Here is a 17,705-nt window from a genome sequence, read left to right on the forward strand (position 1 = left end):
CCACATCCTTTTCCACTTAGCACGGACTTGGGGGCCTTAGCTGGTGGTCTGGGTTGTTGCCCTCTCGAGCACGAAGCTTATCCCCCGTGCTCTAACTCCTCCGGTCCACCGCGCGGTATTCGGAGTTTGCCTGAGTTCGGTAACCCGCGAAGGCCCCTAGCCCAAGCAGTGCTCTACCCCCGCGCGTCAGCCCGGAAGGCCCACCCTCAAGTGGTTTCGGGGAGAACCAGCTATCTCCGGGTTCGCTTGGCATTTCACCCCTACCCACAGCTCATCCGATGGTTTTTCAACACCAACCTGGTTCGGGCCTCCACGCGGTCTTACCCGCGCTTCACCCTGGCCATGGGTAGATCACCCGGTTTCGGGTCGACCGCCTGCAACTGACGCCCTGTTCGGACTCGGTTTCCCTGCGGCTCCGGACCTGCGGCCCTTAACCTCGCTGCAGACGGTCACTCGCCGGCTCATTCTTCAATAGGCACGCCGTCAGGTCTTTCGACCCTCCGACTGTCTGTAGGCACACGGTTTCAGGTTCTCTTTCACTCCCCTCCCGGGGTGCTTTTCACCTTTCCCTCACGGTACTCGTGCACTATCGGTCGCTCGGGTATTTAGCCTTGGAGGGTGGTCCCCCCAGCTTCCCACGGGGTTCCACGTGCCCCGTGGTACTCGGGTACGCAGCAACGGAGACCTTCGGCTTTCGCCTACGGGGCTGTTACCCTCTCCGGCCGGCCTTTCCAGACCGCTTCGGCTAGCCCAAGGTTTTTTCACTCCGCCGGAGCCCTGCCAAGCTCCGCTCCTGCGCCCCACAACCCCCGGACGGCAACGGTGGCAGCCTTCTCCACCGCCCGGGTTTGGGCTCCTCCCCTTTCGCTCGCCGCTACTCGGGGAATCTCGGTTGATTTCTTCTCCTCGCGGTACTGAGATGTTTCAGTTCCCGCGGTTCCCTTCCCAGACCTATGGATTCAGCCTGGGATGACGGGGCATTCCCCCCGCCGGGTTTCCCCATTCGGGCATCCCCGGATCAACGCCTGCTTGCGGCTCCCCGAGGCTTTTCGCAGCTTACCACGCCCTTCATCGGCCCTTCGCGCCGAGGCATCCACCGTGTGCCCTTCCTACCTTCTCCCGCTTCGCCCACCCGCCCGCCGCAGCGCCAACCGCTGCCCCGCGAGCAGGTGCGCCTAAGCGCGCACTCCGGCTCTTCCCGCTTCGCCTCGCTCTCTCCCTATGCTGCTGTCAAGGTGCAAAACCCTTGGCCCAAAGAACCGCCCCCGAGGGGGCGGTCCCTGGTTTATGTGGAGACGAGCGGATTCGAACCGCCGACCTCCGGCTTGCAAAGCCGGCGCTCTCCCAGCTAAGCTACGTCCCCACATAAAGGGCTCAAAGGGACGGTGGGGATAGGTAGATTCGAACTACCGACCTCACCCTTATCAGGGGTGCGCTCTGACCACCTGAGCTATATCCCCACGCCCGTGACCGGGCTTTCATTATAGCACCGGTCGCCCCGCCGGCCAACCCCGGCGCCCGCACCGGGCGACCCGGTCCTTGAAAACCGAGCAGCGCGCTTCGTCGAGGCAGGATCGACCTGGAGTGGACCGGTGCCGTGCACCGATCACGCACTCCTTAGAAAGGAGGTGATCCAGCCCCACGTTCCCGTAGGGCTACCTTGTTACGACTTCACCCCAGTCACCGGCCCCACCTTCGACGGCTCCCTCCCTCACGGGTTGGGCCACCGGCTTCGGGTGTTGCCAGCTCCCGTGGTGTGACGGGCGGTGTGTACAAGGCCCGGGAACGTATTCACCGCGGCATTCTGATCCGCGATTACTAGCGATTCCGGCTTCACGCAGGCGAGTTGCAGCCTGCGATCCGAACTGGGACCGGCTTTTCGGGATTGGCTCCCCCTCGCGGGTTCGCAACCCGTTGTACCGGCCATTGTAGCACGTGTGTAGCCCTGGGCATAAGGGCCATGATGATTTGACGTCATCCCCACCTTCCTCCGGTTTGTCACCGGCAGTCCCCTGTGAGTGCCCGGCCAAACCGCTGGCAACACAGGGCGGGGGTTGCGCTCGTTGCGGGACTTAACCCAACATCTCACGACACGAGCTGACGACAACCATGCAGCACCTGTCACCGCGCTCCCCGAAGGGCACCCCAGCCTTTCGGCCAGGTTCGCGGTGATGTCAAGCCCAGGTAAGGTTCTTCGCGTTGCTTCGAATTAAACCACATGCTCCACCGCTTGTGCGGGCCCCCGTCAATTCCTTTGAGTTTCAGCCTTGCGGCCGTACTCCCCAGGCGGGGTGCTTAGTGCGTTAGCTCCGGCACGGAAGGGGTCGATACCTCCCACACCTAGCACCCATCGTTTACGGCGTGGACTACCGGGGTATCTAATCCCGTTCGCTCCCCACGCTGTCGCGCCTCAGCGTCAGGGCCAGGCCAGGCAGCCGCCTTCGCCACTGGTGTTCCTCCCGATCTCTACGCATTTCACCGCTCCACCGGGAATTCCGCTGCCCTCTCCTGCCCTCAAGCCCGGCAGTTTCGAATGCACCTCCCCGGTTGAGCCGGGACCTTTCACATCCGACTTGCCAGGCCGCCTACGCGCCCTTTACGCCCAGTGATTCCGGACAACGCTCGCCCCCTACGTCTTACCGCGGCTGCTGGCACGTAGTTAGCCGGGGCTTCCTCCTCCGGTACCGTCAGCTAAGAGCCTTTCAGCCCCCAGCCTTCGTCCCGGACGACAGGGGTTTACACCCCGAAGGGCTTCCTCCCCCACGCGGCGTCGCTGCGTCAGGCTTTCGCCCATTGCGCAAGATTCCCGACTGCTGCCTCCCGTAGGAGTCTGGGCCGTGTCTCAGTCCCAGTGTGGCCGGCCACCCTCTCAGGCCGGCTACCCGTCGTCGCCTTGGTGGGCCGTTACCCCACCAACTAGCTGATGGGCCGCGGGCCCCTCCGGCAGCGACCGCCTTCCGACGGCCTTTCTTCCACGCCCCATGCGGGACGCGGACCGTATGCGGTATTAGCCCCAGTTTCCCAGGGTTATCCCCCACTGCCGGGCAGGTTGCCCACGTGTTACTCACCCGTCCGCCGCTGGAAGACCAGAGAGCAAGCTCCCCAGCCTCCCCGCTCGACTTGCATGTCTTAGGCACGCCGCCAGCGTTCGTCCTGAGCCAGGATCAAACTCTCCTCCGGAATCTTTCCATCCCGCAAGAGAGTCCTCTCGCGGCTCGCGCTCTCGCGTTGCCCGGTCGCCTCACCCAGAACCATCGCCCCAGGCTCGGCAACCCCTCAGGCTCGCAAGGCCTGCCTCTCCACGCGCTGCTCCGTTTTCAAGGACCAGGTTCGCCGCCGTTGCGGCGCCGCCGGTGTCGCACCGGCAGGTTTGAAATTTATCAGGCTCGTTCGGGGCCGTCAAGCCCCCGCCGCCGCCCTGTTTGGCCGCGGCGTCCGGCCGGGTCGAACCGGCGACGGATTGCGGTGACCCGCTCCGTCACCGGCCGCTCCGCCACCTGGCGCCCCGCCCGTGGGCCGGGCGCCGGTGGCGCCGGCGCGCCCTCTTGCCGCGCCGTCCGACCGGCAACGGTGAGTATAACGCCGCTCCCGACGGTCGTCAACCCACCCGCCGGCCGGCAAGAACCGGCTTCATTCCCGGGGCCGCATCAGCGGGAAGAGGATCACGTCGCGGATCGAAGGGCTGTCCGTCATCAGCATGACCAGCCGGTCGATCCCGATCCCTAGCCCGCCTGTGGCCGGCAGCCCGATCTCCAGGGCGTGGATGTAGTCCTCATCCATCTGGTGCGCTTCCTCGTCGCCGCGGGCCCGGGCGGCCAGCTGCTCTTCGAAGCGCTGCCGCTGGTCGTCGGGGTCGTTCAGCTCGCTGAAGGCGTTGGCGATCTCCATCCCGGCGACCATGGCCTCAAACCGGTAGGTCAGGTGGGGCCGGTCGGGGATGCGGCGCGCCAGCGGCGACAAGGCGACCGGGTAGTCGTACAGGAAGGTGGGCTGGACGAGCTTGGGCTGCACGTAGACGTCGACCAGCTCGTCCAACACCGACGCGGGCGTCGGTTCCTTGGTCAGCTCCAGCGCCTTCTCCCGCGCGATGCGACGCGCGCCCTCTTCGGTCAAGACGTCGTCCAGCCGGACGCCCGCCATGGTCTCCAGCGCTTCCGCGAAGCTGAGCCGCCGCCACGGCGGCGTGAAGTCGATGGCCTGCCCCTGGAAATGGACGACGGGCGTCCCGTGGACGGCCCTGGCGACGTGGCTGACCAGCTGTTCCGTCAGCTCCATCATGCCCTCGTAGTCGCTGAAGGCCTGGTAGAGCTCCAGCATGGTGAATTCAGGATTGTGGCGGGTGGAGATGCCTTCGTTGCGGAAGACCCGGCCGATCTCGTAGACCCGCTCCATGCCGCCGACGATCAGCCGCTTCAAATGGAGCTCCAGGGCGATGCGCAGGTACAGGTCGAGGTCCAGGGCGTTGTGATGGGTGATGAAGGGACGCGCCGCGGCCCCTCCGTAGATCAGGTGCAACACCGGGGTCTCGACCTCGTAAAAGCCGCGCTGGTCGAGAAAGGCTCGGATCTCCCGGATGATCCGCGAGCGGACCTTAAAGGTCTCCAGCACCTGGGGGTTGACGATGAGGTCGACGTACCGCTGGCGGTATCGCAAGTCGACGTTTTGCAGGCCATGCCACTTCTCCGGCAACGGGTACAGGGACTTGCCCAGCAGGACGAAGGCGGTGACCTCGACGCTGATCTCGCCGCGCCGCGTCCGGATCACGGTCCCTTCGACCCCGATCCAATCGCCCCGGTCCAGCTCGAGGAAGGCGGCATAGGCGTCGTCGGAGAGGGGGCCCAGCCGCGCCAGCAGCTGCAACCGGCCGCTGACGTCCTGAAGGTCGGCGAAGGAAGCGCGGCCGTGGCGGCGCAGGGCCATGAGGCGGCCGGCCACCCGGACGGTCTGGCCCTCCAGCCGGTCGAACCCGTCGATCACGTCCCGGGCGTGGTGGGTCGCATCGAACCGCCGGCCAAAGGGGTCCACGCCCCTCCGGCGCCAGAAGTCCAGCTTGGCGCGGCGGGCCTTGAGGACCTCTTGCAAGCGCGCGCCGTCGGCGGATTCCAGGGCTTCGGCCCCGGCCCCGGCTCCGGCGCTGGCCCCGCCGGCTTCAACCCCTTCTCCCGCCGCGCTGGCGGTCCCCGCCTGCCCGGCGGCGCCCACCATCCCCGTCGCGGTCCCCCGGGCGGCCGCAGGCGACGTCCCTTCGCCGTCCGGAGGAGTGCGGGTGCGGGCGGCCGCATCGCCCCCGCTGCCGCCACGGCCAGTGGCGGGTTCCCGCCCCCCCACGCCGTCGTTGACCACGGCTTGTCCCTCCCCGACCGAAAAGGAAAGGGCGCCAGTCCACCCGGACCGGCGCAGCAAAGCTCGCACCTGGCGCAGGCCGCCCACAGTCCGGGGGATGCCAAGGCAACCCGGTGGCGGGCCGGTGGCCCGCCACCCGGCCGATCCGCCCCCCGGGCCGGCGCGGCACCGCACCCGCGCCCGATCAGCCCTCGCGCTCGATGCGGACGATCTCGTAGCGCAACGTGCCCGCCGGCACCTTGACCTCCACCACCTCGCCGACGGACCGGCCAAACAGCGCCTTGCCCACCGGCGACTGGTAGGAGATCCGCAGGGCCGCCGGGTCGGCCTCGTTCGACCCGACGATGGTGTACTGCACCTCTTCGCCCGTGTCCACGTCCTTGAGGTAGACGGTCGAACCGATGTTGACCTTGGTCGGGTCGATCTCCTCGTCATTGACGATGCGGGCGTTGCGCAACATCTTCTCCAGCTCGATGATGCGACCTTCGACGAAAGCCTGCTCGTTCTTCGCTTCCTCATACTCCGAGTTCTCGGAGATATCCCCGAACTCGCGGGCCTGCTTGATGCGCTGCGCCACCTCGCGGCGCTTGACCGACTTCAGGTACTGGAGCTCCTCTTCCAGCTTGCGCAGGCCTTCCGCCGAGAGCAGCAGCTCCTTATCCATCGTCCCCCATTCGCTCCTTCCAAGCCGGCCCTTCAAAGGCGACCGCTCCCCGGCGGGAACCGGGATCCCGCGGATCCGGGCTCGGTGGACCCGGGAAGCCCCGGATGCCACCAAGCCGTGGGGTGGGTCCGGGTCCCGGGTTCAGGGCCGGGCGAGCGGTGTTGTATTATATGTGGCCACCCCGTGACTGTCAAACCGTACCGCCGGAACCATGGGGTGACTCCCCTGCGACGGCCAGGGAACCTTCCAGGCGGCGCCGGGCACCGGGATGGAGGGTACCCCGCGGACGCCCGGGGCTTGCACGCGCCCCGGCGAGCGAGATGATCCCCATCATCACGGGTCATCGCGGCCGCCCCGCCGCAGTGGAACCGGCGGCGACCGGTGCTGCTGGCGGATCAGGCGCCTCCGCCCTGCAAGATCTCGATGCGCGGCCGGAAGTTCAAGGCATCCAGCATGCGCTCGTAATCGCTGGGGCCGAGTTCTTCCGGACGGCGCCCGGAAAGGGCCACCAGCACCGCCTCCATCACGTTGGTGCCAAAGGACCTCCCCTCCAGTTCGGGCGTGGTAGTGATCAGCATCCGGGCCCCGCGCTGGCGCAGCAAAGCCACGTCGTCGGGCGTCACCGTGTTGGTGAGGATCACCTTGCCGGCCAGCGTGGCGGGCATGTGGCGCCGGATGTAGTGCCAGTCGCCGGCGATGACGTCGGCCCAGGCGAAGAACTTGCCGTACTTTGGCACCGTCTGCTCCTGCTTCTCGCCCGTGGGGTAGAGGACACTAAGGGGCAGGCGGGTGGCGATGGGTGCGATGATCCGGGCGAGCCGCTCCAGGGCGTTGAGGCTGCGCAGGGGAATGGGAATGCCCAGGGCGAAGATCAGGTCGCCCAGCATGAGCTGGCAACCCGTCTCAGCCAGGGCTTCGGCCATCCCGAAGCGGTCGACGGCCACGGTGACCAGAACGCGGGAGCGGGGGAAGTCGACAACCCCCTCCCGGGCCAGTTGCCGGACGACCCGCCGCTCCAACGTGTTCTTGAGCCCGCTGCCGTCGACGATGGGGGTCTTCTGCGCCGCCCGGGCCAGGGGCAGGGAAGCGCGCAGGACGTAGCGGCGCCGTCCCGCCACCAGATAGAGGTCTGTACCCCCCATGCCGAAGGCGTCCACCTGCCCGTCCAGCTGGCGGATCAGCGCGACGGCCTTGCGGATGTCGCCGTCGGTGCCGATGCGCTGGATCTCCAGGGTCTCGCCCAGGAGCTCCAGGCGCACCTTGTGATCGCGCCGGGACGAACCCAGGCTGACGCTGACGATGCGCTTCAAGGATGATGCCTCCCGTCCCCGGCCTCTCCCGATGGTTACAGGGTTGGTTGCGGGGTGGCCGCTCCTGCGCCCTCCCCCGGCCGCCCCTCGGCGGGACCGCGCCCGAGCCCGACCGGGCCCCGATCGGCCCGCCACCCGGCCGGCACCCCAGGGCCGCCCGGCGGCGACCGGCGGGGCTGCGCCAGGGCGCGCCACCCCTTACTCTTCCGACGACGAGTCGCCGGAGAGGATGTCGCTCCGCACCGCGGCCATCTCCAGGACCGGCTCCGCCACGTAGATGGGGGCGTCGGCCCGCAGGGCGATGGCGATGGCGTCGCTGGGGCGGGCGTCGATCTCCATGATGCCGTGCTCGGTCTGGATGTCGATCTGGCCGATGAAGGTCTCGTCCCGCAGATCGTGGACCACGACCCGGACGATCTCCCCTTGCATCCGCCGAACCAGATTGACCAGCAGATCGTGGGTGAGGGGCCGGGGGGGCTGCATGCCCTGGAGCTGCAGCGCGATGGCGCTGGCCTCGGCCAGGCCCACGGCGATCACCAGCAGGCGGTCCCCGTCGGCTTCCTTGAGCACCACCACGTTGCCGTCCGAACCCTGGACCATGCCCACGCTGAGGACCTTCATCTCGACCAAGGCCCGTTCCCCCTCTCGACCGGCCCTTGGGCCGGCACCCGCCGGCCGTCCCGGCCCGGCGGGTCCCAGGCGCCGCCCTGCCGGCCGAACCGGCGCGGCGCAGGCCGGGGAGACCGGCCGGCCGCGCCGTTGGCGATCCGGCTACCGGCGCCGTGTGTAACGAGACTCTTTCGATCCCTTCCGGACGATTCCTTTAGCCAGTTTATGCGCACCCTGGTACGGCCCTGTCGCCCTGGAACGGCCCTGCCGCCGGTGCCGGCCCCGGCCACCCGGCCCCGGCGTCCCGGCGACGGTCCTGCGAGCCCGGCCGCGGCCCGGCCCCGGTGGCCGGGTTCATCCCCGGTGGAACCGGCCGCCCGGAGGGAACTGCTCCTCCCGGCTCGCCGGTGGAACCCGCTCATTCCGCCGCACCGGTGGGAACGGCTCACTCCGCCGCCCGCGGCCGGACGGATCCCGGATCCGGGCGCCCCTGCTCCCGTTCCAACTGCCGCTGATAGATCCAGCGCAGGCCCTTCAGCGTCAGGTGCGGGTCCACGTGCTGGATCCGCCGGGATTCCGGCGCAATCAGGGCTGCCAGGCCGCCCGTGGCCACCACCGGCGCGGGCCGGCCCAGCTCGGCCTGGATGCGGTCGACCACCGCGTCGATCTGCCCGGCAAAGCCGTAGAGGACGCCGGCCCGCAATGCCTCCACCGTGCTGCGACCGATGGCCCGCTGGGGCCGCGCCAGCTCGATGCGGGACAGCCGGGCGGCCCGCCCGAACAGGGCGTCCAGGGAGATGGCGACCCCCGGTGCGATGGCACCGCCCAGGTAAACCCCTTCGGGGGACACCACCTCCCATTTGGTGGCCGTCCCCAGGTCGACCACGATCACCGGGGCGCCGTACTCCGCCCGGGCGGCCACGGCGTTGGCGATCCGGTCGGCCCCCAGTTCCCGCGGGTTCTCGTAGGCCACCGGCATGCCGGTGTCCGTGTCAGGCCCAAGCACCAGGGGCTCGAGCCCCAGGTCGCGGCGGACCATGGTGACCACCGGCACCAGGGCCGGTGGGACCACCGAGCAGATGGCCACGGCGCCGATCTGGTCCGGCGACAGGCCCCGGGACCGCATCAGGGCCGCCAGGGTGACCGCAAACTCGTCCGCCGTCCGCTCGCCGTTGGTCGCCAGGCGCCAGCCGGCCAGCTGCTCGCGATCCCGGTAGACGCTCAGCTTGGTGTGGGTGTTGCCGATGTCGATGGCCAGCAGCACCGCGGCCTGTCGCCTCCTGGTCCGGCCCCTGGCGCGACCCCTTGGCGCCGGCTCCCGTCAGGGCTGGCTCGCCCCGGCTGTCCCACCGCCGCCACCGGCGCCAGCGCCCGGGGCGCCCGCCCCCTGCCTGCCTCCGGCCCCGCCGCCCGCAACGGCGGGGATGCCGCCCAGGGACGTGGCCTTCAGCACCGCCCGCAGGGCGGCTTCGGCCGTCACCTGGGCCGCCGTGGCCGCGATGGCCATGCGGTCGGCCAGGGTCGGCGATCCGGGCCGCCGCCCCGTGGCGAGGGCGAAGACCACGTCGCCGTCGACCCAGGTGTGGACGGGGTCCACCACCCGGGCGAGGCCGGTTTGGGCCACCTGGGCGACGCGGGTAAGGTCGTCCCGGGGCAGGGGCGCGTCGGTGGCCACCACCGCCAGCGTCGTGTGGGACGAACCCGGCCCCTCGCCCTCGGCCCCCGGCCAGCCGGGCGACGCCGTCGCCGGCGGCGGGCCCACCAGCCAGCGTCCCGTCTCCGGATCCCGGACGCCTCCGTAACAATTTAGCACGACCAGGGCGGCCACGGTCCAACCAGCGGGGAGGAACCGGGCCGCCGAGCCCACGCCGCCCTTGCGGGCGCCCTGGGGCCCCAGCACCATGCCGACGGTGGCCCCCGTGCCCGCCCCCACGCTGCCCTCCGGCACAGCCCCGCGGCCGGCCGCCTGGCAGGCGGCGTAGCCCATGGCCGCGTCGGGCCGCGCCCGGGGGTCCCCCACGGCCAGGTCGAAGAGGATGGCGGCGGGCACGATGGGCACCCGGGCCACCCCGGTGTCGAACCCGTAGCCGCGTTCCTCCAGCCAGGTCATGACGCCGTGGGCGGCGGCCAGCCCGAAGGCGCTGCCGCCCGCCAGGCACAGGCCGTGGACCTGCTGCACCAGCCGGCCGGGCCCCAACAGGTCCGTCTCCCGGGTGCCGGGCGCGCCGCCCCGCACGTCGACGGCACAGGTGGCTCCCTCCGGGCACAGGACCACGGTGCAGCCCGTCAGGCCGCGGAAGTCGCTGGCGTGGCCGACCAGGATGCCCTCCACCTGGGTCAACGTGCCGGGCGCACCGCCCGGCTCCCCGGAAGCGGATGGACCGGCCTCCGGCAGGGGGCCACCGGCCCCCGCAAGGTTCTCGTCCATGCCCCTGCGCCTCCCCCATCGCCCCGGGCGGGACCGGACCTGCCCGGAACCTGGTCTCGCCCCCATCCCCAGCCGTGAAGACCGCCGGCCGGCTCGCAGCGAGCGCTGCCCGTGCGGCAGGCCGGCCAGGCTGCGGACGGTTCCCCGGCATCGCCCCTCCGCACCCGGCCGGCTCCGGCCGTCCCACCGGCCGCCCCGGCCGGGGTGCCGCGGGGCCGCACCCATGGCCGGGCCGGCTCCTGGCTGGGAGCCCGGGCATCCGCCCACCTATTCGCCACGGCCCGGCGGCGATTCCTGTCCCTGCCACCAGCCGGGGGCCGGTTCTTCCAGCCAGACCCCCCCGGGGTCCACGGCGGCGCGCAAGGCGCCCACCGGGCCCAGGCCGGGCAGTACGGTGTCGGGCGCCAGTTCGGCCCACGGGATCAGGACGAAGGCTCGCTCGGCGGCCCGCGGGTGGGGCACCACCAGGTGGGGCGGGCGGTGGATCACCTGGCCCCCGTACCAGAGCAGGTCGATGTCCAAGGTGCGGGGACCCCAGCGGCGCACGCGCACCCGGCCGGCCTGCTGTTCCAGAGCCAGGAGGCGGTCGAGCAAGCGGTCGGCGGGCAAGGTGGTGTCGATGGCCACCACCGTGTTGAGGAAATCCGGCTGGTCGGTGACGCCCACCGGGCGGGACCCGTAGAGGGAGGCCACGCCTTTAACGGCGATGCCCGGCTCGCGGTCCAGGGCGGCCACCGCCCAGCGCAGCTGGGCCCGGGGGTCGCCCAGGTTGGCCCCCAGCCCGAGGAAGGCCCGGACGGGCCGGGCCGGTTCCACCACCGGGGTTGTGGGGCCGGCGGTCGCAGCCGGCGGGGGCGCGGTGGGATCGCCGGCGGCCTCCCCGGTGCGGTGCCCCTTCCCTTCCGGCCAGGGCGTACCGCCCGGGGCGGGGCCGGGGCGGCCTTCATCGCCGCTGGCCGTCGTCAAGGCGTCGCCCCCCTTCCCGCCGGCTGCGCCACACCTCCACGGCAGCGCCGTCGGCCGGGCCCGGCAGCGGGGCCCGGGGCTTGGCCACCCGCACCCGGACCCATTCCGCGGGGAAGGCGGACAGCAGGTCCTCGGCCACCGTCCAGGCCAGGGTCTCGATCAACTGGCGATGGGGTCCCTCCATCACCCGGGCGACCCGCCGGTGGACCTCGGCGTAGTCCACGGTGGCGGAAAGGTCGTCGGTGGCCGCGGCCACCGCCATGTCGACCCCCAGGTCGACGTCGACCACGAAGGGCTGGGGCTCGATGTGTTCCTCGGGCAACACCCCATGGCGCGCCAGGAAGCGCAGGCCGCGCAGCTGGATCCGGCTGGCGGTGGCCGAGGCGCCGGCCGCCTCTCCCGGCGCGGCGTCCGGGGCGCCGGGGCCCGGCCCGGTTCCGGCCCAGTGGGGGTGGCGAGCCACCGCGTCGGCCATCCGCACCAGCCTTACCATCGGTTGCACGTCGTGGACCCGGACCAGGTCGACCCCCTGGGCCACGGCCAGGACGACGGTGGCAGCGGTCCCCTCCAGCCGCTGGTCCACCGGCAGGTCCAGGACCCGGCCGATGGTGCTCTTGCGCGAGGTCCCGAGCAGGATCGGGGCCCCGAGGGCCCGCAGGCGGGGCAGCTGGCGGACCAGGTCCAGGTTCTGCTCGGGCGTCTTCCCGAAGCCGAAGCCGGGATCGACGATGACCATCTCCCGCGGCAGGCCGGCGGCGGTCGCCCGGGCCATGGCCTGGCGCAGGAAGGCCAGGATCTCGCCCCAAAAGTCCACGTAGTCCGTATCGCCGTGGGGCCGGGCGTGCATGGCCACCACGGGGACCCGGTGGGCCGCCGCCACCGCGGCCATGGCCGGATCCCGGTGGAGGCCCCCCACGTCGTTGATCAGGGCCGCCCCCTCCTCCAGGGCCGCCCGGGCGACTTCGGCCTTGTAGGTGTCCACGGAGATGGGCACGTCCAGCCGGGGGGCCAGGCGGCGGATGACGGGCAGCAGCCGCCGCAGCTCCTCGGCAGCCGGGACCGGGGCCGCGCCGGGCCGGGTGGACTCGGCGCCGACGTCGATGATGTCGGCGCCGGCCTCGGCCATCGCCCAAGCGTGTTCCTCGGCCGCGCCCGGGTCCAGGTAGCGGCCGCCGTCGGAGAAGGAGTCGGGGGTGACGTTGAGGATCCCCATGACGTAGGTCCGGGTGCCCCAGAGGAACCGGCGCTCCCCCCAGGCCAGACCGCCGGGGATCACCTGCCAGGACCGGCTCACTGTGCCTCCACCTCCTCGGGACCGCCCGCCTCCGGCCCGGCGCCCGGCAAGGGGAGGCCGCGCCGGGCCAGCAGGCCGGCCAGGGCGGCCATGTCGGGCGCCAGCTCCCGGTCGCCTGCCAGCGGCGGCACCAGGGCCCGCACCGCCTGGTAGACGGCGGCGGTGGCCGGCGAGAGGCCGCGCGGCCCGACCAGGTCCAGGGCCTGGGCCGCGCACAAAAGCTCGATGGCCAGCACCCAGCGCACGTGCTCCACCACCCGCCAGAGCTTGAGGGCCGCCGTCATCCCCATGGAAACGTGGTCCTCCTGGTTCGCCGACGAGGGGATGGAGTCCACGCTGGCGGGCATGGCCAGGGTCTTGTTCTCGCCCACCAGGGCCGCCGCCGTGTACTGGGCCAGCATCAGGCCGGAGTGCAGGCCGCCCTGGCGGGTGAGGAAGGCGGGCAGGCCGCTCAGCTGGGGATTGACCAGCCGTTCGATCCGGCGCTCGGCGATGCCCGCCAGTTCGGCCAGGGCCATGGTGGCGTAATCCAGCACCAGGGCGACCGGCTCCCCGTGGAAGTTGCCGCCGGAGACGACGTCGCCGGCGGCGTCGCCAGGGGCAGCGGGGCCAGCGGGTTCTTCCGCCGGGCCGACGGTGCCGCTCCCAGGCCCGCCGGAGGCGGTGATCCCTCCCCCGCCGGCCGGGCCGGCCGGTTCGTCCGGGAAGATCAGCGGGTTGTCGGTGACGCTGTTGGCCTCCACGGTCAGGACGCGGGCCGCGTGGGCCAGGGCGTCCCGCACGGCGCCGTGGACCTGGGGCATGCAGCGCAGGCTGTAGGCGTCCTGCACCCGCACCTGTCCCGGTTCGGTGACCAGGCGGCTGCCGGCCAGCAGCCGGCGCAGGTGGGCGGCCGCCGCCTGCTGGCCGGGGTGGGGGCGCAGGGCGTGGATCCGCGGGTCAAAGGCGGCCGGGATGCCCCGCAGGGCCTGCAAGGTCAGGGCGCCCGCGGCGTCGGCCACCGCGGCCAGATAGAGCCCTTCTTCCACCGCCAGGCAGCCCAGGGCCGTCATCGCCTGGGTCCCGTTGATCAGGGCCAGCCCCTCCTTCGCCTCGAGGATGAGGGGCTGGAGCCCGCGGCGGCGCAGCGCTTCGTCTCCCGGGACGACCCGGCCGTCGACTTCGGCGGCCCCGCGCCCGATCAGGACCAGGGCCAGGTGGGCCAGGGGCGCCAGGTCCCCGCTGGCCCCCAGGGATCCCCGGGAGGGGACGACGGGGTGGACGGCGTGGTTGAGCAGGTCGAGCAGGGCCTCCACCACCGCCGGCCGGACGCCGGAGTAGCCGCGGGCCAGGGCGTTGGCCCGCAGCAAGGTCATGGCTCGGACGACGGGCGTCGGCAGCGGCTCCCCGACCCCGGCGGCGTGGCTGCGCAGCAGGTTCTCCTGGAGCCGGCGGGCTTCGGCCGGCGGGATGGCCACGTCGGCCAGCTTGCCGAAGCCGGTGGTGATGCCGTAGAGGATCTCCCCCCGGGCCAGGGCCACCTCCACGCGGCGGCGGCTGGCCTCCATGCGGCGGCGGGCCTCGGGGGCCAGAGCGACGGGCCGCCCCTGGCGGGCCACGTCGGCGATGGCGGCCAGGGTCAAGCTCTGCCCGTCGATCACCAGGGCGCCGGCCGGGGTCGTCACCGGTCGCCCTCCCCCGGGATCCCCCGCGGGCCCGCGGGATCACCCGCCGCCCCCTCCGGGGAGCGGGCCGGCTCGGCGCCGGGAGCCAGCCAGCGCCGGTAACGGGTGAGGCTCACGGCGCCGTCCTCGGTGATCAGCAGGTCGTCCTCGATCCGCACGCCGCCCACGCCGGGCAGGTAGATCCCGGGTTCCACCGTGAAGACCATGCCGGGCTCCAGCAGGGTGGTCTCTCCAGGGGCGATGTTGGGCGCCTCGTGGACGTCCAGCCCCAGGCCGTGGCCGGTGCGGTGGGTGAAGTAGGGGCCGTAGCCGGCCGCCTCGATGACCCGCCGGGCGGCGGCGTCGACGGCACCCGCGGGAACGCCGGGCCGGGCGGCCTCCCGGGCGGCCGCCTGGGCCAGGTAGCACACCCGGTAGATCGCGGCCTTCTGGGCGGAAGCCGCCGGGTCGCCGCCGGGCAGCAGGAAGGTGCGGGTGATGTCCGAGGCGTAGCCGTCCACCTCGGCCCCCACGTCGATCCAGACCAGGTCGCCGGGCTGGAGGACCCGCTCCTCCGTCTCCGCGTGGGGGATGGCCGAACGGGGGCCGGACGCCACGTGGATGCCGAACGGGCTGCGGGTGCCCAGTTCCCGCAGGGCCCGCTCAATTTCCCGGGCAATCTGGCTCTCCCGGTATCCGGGCTGGACGAAGGCCGTTCCGTGGCCCAGGGCGGTCTCCACCAGCTCCGCCGCCTTCCGGATGGCGGCCACTTCCGCCGCGTCCTTGCGGGCGCGCAACGCGCCCAGCAGGGGCTCGGCCGGCCGCCACTCCACGCCGGGCAGGGCGGCGCCGGCGGCCCGCCATTCGAACAGGCGGGCCACCCGCTCCTCCATGGCGGCCACCCGCACCGCCCCGCCCATCCCCGCCGTGGCCAGGGCGACGGCCCTGGCCACGGCGGGGGCGGGCTCCTCCCCGTCGGCATAGGGGCACACCCGGTCGGTGGCCGCCCCGGCGGCCACCGACCGGAAAAGCGGCGCCGCGGCCACCCGTTCCGCCTCCAGCAGCGGGGCGACGGCCGCCGGGTCGCCCTGCCGGGGCACCATCAGCAGGGCCAGCCGGCTGCCCAGCAGGTGGACCCCCGTCAGGTAGGACCAGCTGGTGCCCGGCGTCACAACCAGGAGGTCGACCCCCGCCGCCTCCATCCGCTTCTGCAAGGCCCGCACCCGGGAAAGCTGCGGCACCTCCACCCCACCTCCGGCCCCAGCCGGGCCGGCAGTCCCCCACCCGGTCCCCTCCATCGCCTCGTTCCCTCCCCTTGTCCGGCCCCCGGCGGCGGCCCCAGCACCCGGATCGTCGCCGCCAGCGGCTAGCGCCGGGAACCCGGCCGGCTGAAACGCTGCCGGGACTCCGCCCCCAGCTCCGCCGCCCGCTCCAGCAGCCAGTCGCGGCGGTTGCGGCCGGGTTCGTCCAGCACGTCCTCGAGCAGCTGCTGGAGGATCCAGCCGATGGCCGGCCCCGGCTCCAGGCCCGTGGCCGCCATGACGTCGTGGCCGTCGACGGCCAGGTCGTGGAGGCTGAAGGCCGCGTCCTGCTCCAGGATCTTCTCCATGCGGGTGAGCAGGCGATAGGCCCCCCGCGAGATGGGCGCCCGCTTGGTGCCCGAGGCGGCCCGGTCGGCCACCCGCAGGATGATCAGGTCTTCCAGGTAGTCGAAACCGATGCGCTGGATCAGCCGGCGGATGGCGGCATCGGTCATCCCCGGGTAGTGGTGCAGGGCCAGGTGGTGCCGGACCAGGTGGGCCACGTGGCGCACCGTCTCGTTGTCGAACCGCAGGCGCCGCAGCATCTCCCGGGCCATCTGGGCCCCCACCACCTCGTGGTGGTAGAAGTGCCGCTCCCCCTGGGCATCGACGGAGACGGTGCGCGGCTTGCCCACGTCGTGGAGCAGTCCCGCCAGGCGCAGCCGCAGCACAGGCGGCGTGTACTGGCAGGCCAAAAGGTTGTGCTCCCAGACGGTGTAGGCGTGGTGGACGTTCTGGGCCACGCCGACGCCTTCCAGCAGCTCGGGCCAGATGGGATCCAGGAGCCCGCTGCGGCGCAGCAGCTCCATCCCCCAGGCCGGCCGCGGGCTGACCAGGAGGCCGGCCATCTCCTCCCGGATGCGCTCCCAGGACACGTGCCGGATCAGGGGCGCGCAGCGTGCCAGGGCGGCCTCGGTGCGGGGTTCCACCCGGTAGCCCAGGCGGGCAGCGAAGCGGACGACCCGCAGCAGCCGCAGGGCGTCCTCCCGGAACCGCTCGTCGGGATCGCCGACGGCCCGCACCACGCCCTGTTCCAGGTCGTCCAGGCCGCCCAGGGGATCGTGCAGGCGGCCCGTGTGGTCCAGCGCCATGGCGTTGATGGTCAGGTCCCGCCGCTCCAGGTCGGCACGCAGGTCGCGGGTGAACTCGACCCGGTCGGGATGGCGGTGGTCGCTGTAACCGGCCTCCTGGCGGAAGGTGGTCACCTCGACGCTGAATCCCCGCAGGCGCACGGTGACGGTCCCGTGCTCGATGCCGGTGGGCAGGGTGCGGGGGAAGATGCGCCGCACCTCCTCCGGCCGCGCGGAGGTGGCCACGTCCCAGTCCTTGGGCGGCCGGCCCATGAGCAAGTCGCGGACGCACCCGCCCACCAGGAAGGCCCCGTGGCCGTGCTCGTGGAGCCGGCCCAGCACCTCCCGCACCGGGGCCGGGACCAGGCGGTGGAACCGGCGCTGGATCGCCAGCGGCCGCTCCCGCGGCGGCAGGGCGGCCAGCGCCCGCAGGGCAGCGGAGGCCGCGGCAGCGGCCGGGGCGGCGGCGGGCGGAGCCGGATCGGCCTCCTCCGGGCGCGGCGCCGTCACGCGCGACGCCGTCACGCCCCGCGCCGCCACGCCCGGCGCCCCCGCCCCCTCACCCTCCTGGTCCGGCATGAGGACCGCGCCGTCCGGACCGGCGGCCCCTGCACCCTGGGCCGGGATCGCCGGTTGGGCCTGCGGCGCAGGCCCGGCGGGCGCGGGCGGCTCCGGCGGGGGCGAGGCCACACCCTCACCGCCGAACCGGGCGTCCTCGGCCCAGAGGGCCGTCAGGGCACGGGCGAACTCCTCCCCCGTGCGGCAGCGGCGGGTGATGGCCAAGAGGCGCCGCAAGGTCTGGCGGGTCGCCTCCAGCTGCTCCCGCTCCCGCCGGCGTCGCTCCAGCTTCTCCGCCCGTTGCCGGGTGGACTGCCCGTCGCCCATGCCTCACCCTCCCGGCGCCACCATTCAGGACATTCCCCATTGTGCCGCACCGCCTGCGGGCTGTGAAGGCGCGCCAAGCCCCGCCCCGCCATGCCCGCGGCACGCCCCATCCCCGAAGACACGGCAGCCCGGGGCCGGGAGGCCGCCGGGCTGCCAGCGTCCTGGACTGTTCTCACCGCCGTCGCGGGTTCG

The 17,705-nt window shown here is 72.4% G+C and carries 11 protein-coding genes, 2 tRNA genes and 2 rRNA genes (1 of these 15 only partly in view); all 15 read right to left on the reverse strand.

Annotation, left to right across the window (positions count from 1 at the left end; genetic code table 11):
* Nucleotides 1–1,120 (reverse strand): 23S ribosomal RNA (locus ACYQ02_RS11850) (it extends 1,866 nt beyond the left edge of the window).
* 170 nt (nt 1,121–1,290) lie between these two features.
* A tRNA-Ala gene (locus ACYQ02_RS11855) sits at nt 1,291–1,363 on the reverse strand.
* Nucleotides 1,364–1,386: 23 nt separating this feature from the next.
* Nucleotides 1,387–1,460, reverse strand: a tRNA-Ile gene (locus tag ACYQ02_RS11860).
* A 161-nt stretch (nt 1,461–1,621) separates the two neighbouring features.
* A 16S ribosomal RNA gene (locus ACYQ02_RS11865) occupies nt 1,622–3,180 on the reverse strand.
* Together the 16S and 23S rRNA genes with 2 tRNA genes alongside form the textbook arrangement of a ribosomal RNA operon.
* A gap of 450 nt (nt 3,181–3,630) precedes the next feature.
* Nucleotides 3,631–5,343, reverse strand: a complete 1,713-nt coding sequence (gene lysS / locus ACYQ02_RS11870) for a lysine--tRNA ligase (RefSeq protein WP_460040618.1) — start codon at nt 5,341–5,343, stop codon at nt 3,631–3,633.
* A gap of 184 nt (nt 5,344–5,527) precedes the next feature.
* Nucleotides 5,528–6,007, reverse strand: a complete 480-nt coding sequence (greA, locus tag ACYQ02_RS11875) for a transcription elongation factor GreA (RefSeq protein ID WP_460040619.1) — start codon at nt 6,005–6,007, stop codon at nt 5,528–5,530.
* A 395-nt stretch (nt 6,008–6,402) separates the two neighbouring features.
* Entirely contained in the window at nt 6,403–7,317 is a 915-nt protein-coding gene (locus ACYQ02_RS11880) for a quinate 5-dehydrogenase (protein ID WP_460040620.1), read from the reverse strand.
* Nucleotides 7,318–7,515: 198 nt separating this feature from the next.
* The gene (locus ACYQ02_RS11885) at nt 7,516–7,938 is read right to left on the reverse strand and encodes a bifunctional nuclease family protein (protein WP_460040696.1); all 423 of its coding nucleotides are present in this window, start codon (nt 7,936–7,938) and stop codon (nt 7,516–7,518) included.
* A 433-nt stretch (nt 7,939–8,371) separates the two neighbouring features.
* The gene (locus tag ACYQ02_RS11890; protein ID WP_460040621.1) at nt 8,372–9,190 is read right to left on the reverse strand and encodes a type III pantothenate kinase; all 819 of its coding nucleotides are present in this window, start codon (nt 9,188–9,190) and stop codon (nt 8,372–8,374) included.
* Nucleotides 9,191–9,247: 57 nt separating this feature from the next.
* Nucleotides 9,248–10,354: a P1 family peptidase gene (locus ACYQ02_RS11895; RefSeq protein WP_460040622.1), complete on the reverse strand. Its 1,107-nt coding sequence runs from the start codon at nt 10,352–10,354 to the stop codon at nt 9,248–9,250.
* Nucleotides 10,355–10,621: 267 nt separating this feature from the next.
* Complete coding sequence (gene folK, locus ACYQ02_RS11900) at nt 10,622–11,320, reverse strand: 2-amino-4-hydroxy-6-hydroxymethyldihydropteridine diphosphokinase (RefSeq protein WP_460040623.1); 699 nt, start codon at nt 11,318–11,320, stop codon at nt 10,622–10,624.
* Nucleotides 11,298–12,614: a dihydropteroate synthase gene (folP, locus tag ACYQ02_RS11905; protein ID WP_460040624.1), complete on the reverse strand. Its 1,317-nt coding sequence runs from the start codon at nt 12,612–12,614 to the stop codon at nt 11,298–11,300. Before folP ends, folK begins: the two co-directional genes overlap by 23 nt.
* The gene (gene hutH / locus ACYQ02_RS11910) at nt 12,611–14,278 is read right to left on the reverse strand and encodes a histidine ammonia-lyase (RefSeq protein ID WP_460040625.1); all 1,668 of its coding nucleotides are present in this window, start codon (nt 14,276–14,278) and stop codon (nt 12,611–12,613) included. Before hutH ends, folP begins: the two co-directional genes overlap by 4 nt.
* Nucleotides 14,275–15,498, reverse strand: coding sequence for a M24 family metallopeptidase (locus ACYQ02_RS11915; protein ID WP_460040626.1), 1,224 nt, complete (start codon nt 15,496–15,498; stop codon nt 14,275–14,277). The genes hutH and ACYQ02_RS11915 overlap by 4 nt, the downstream gene beginning before the upstream one ends.
* A 125-nt stretch (nt 15,499–15,623) precedes the next feature.
* Nucleotides 15,624–17,513, reverse strand: coding sequence for a CCA tRNA nucleotidyltransferase (locus tag ACYQ02_RS11920; protein ID WP_460040627.1), 1,890 nt, complete (start codon nt 17,511–17,513; stop codon nt 15,624–15,626).
* Between the last annotated feature and the right edge of the window lie 192 nt (nt 17,514–17,705).

This window comes from Thermaerobacter litoralis (genome assembly GCF_054654595.1).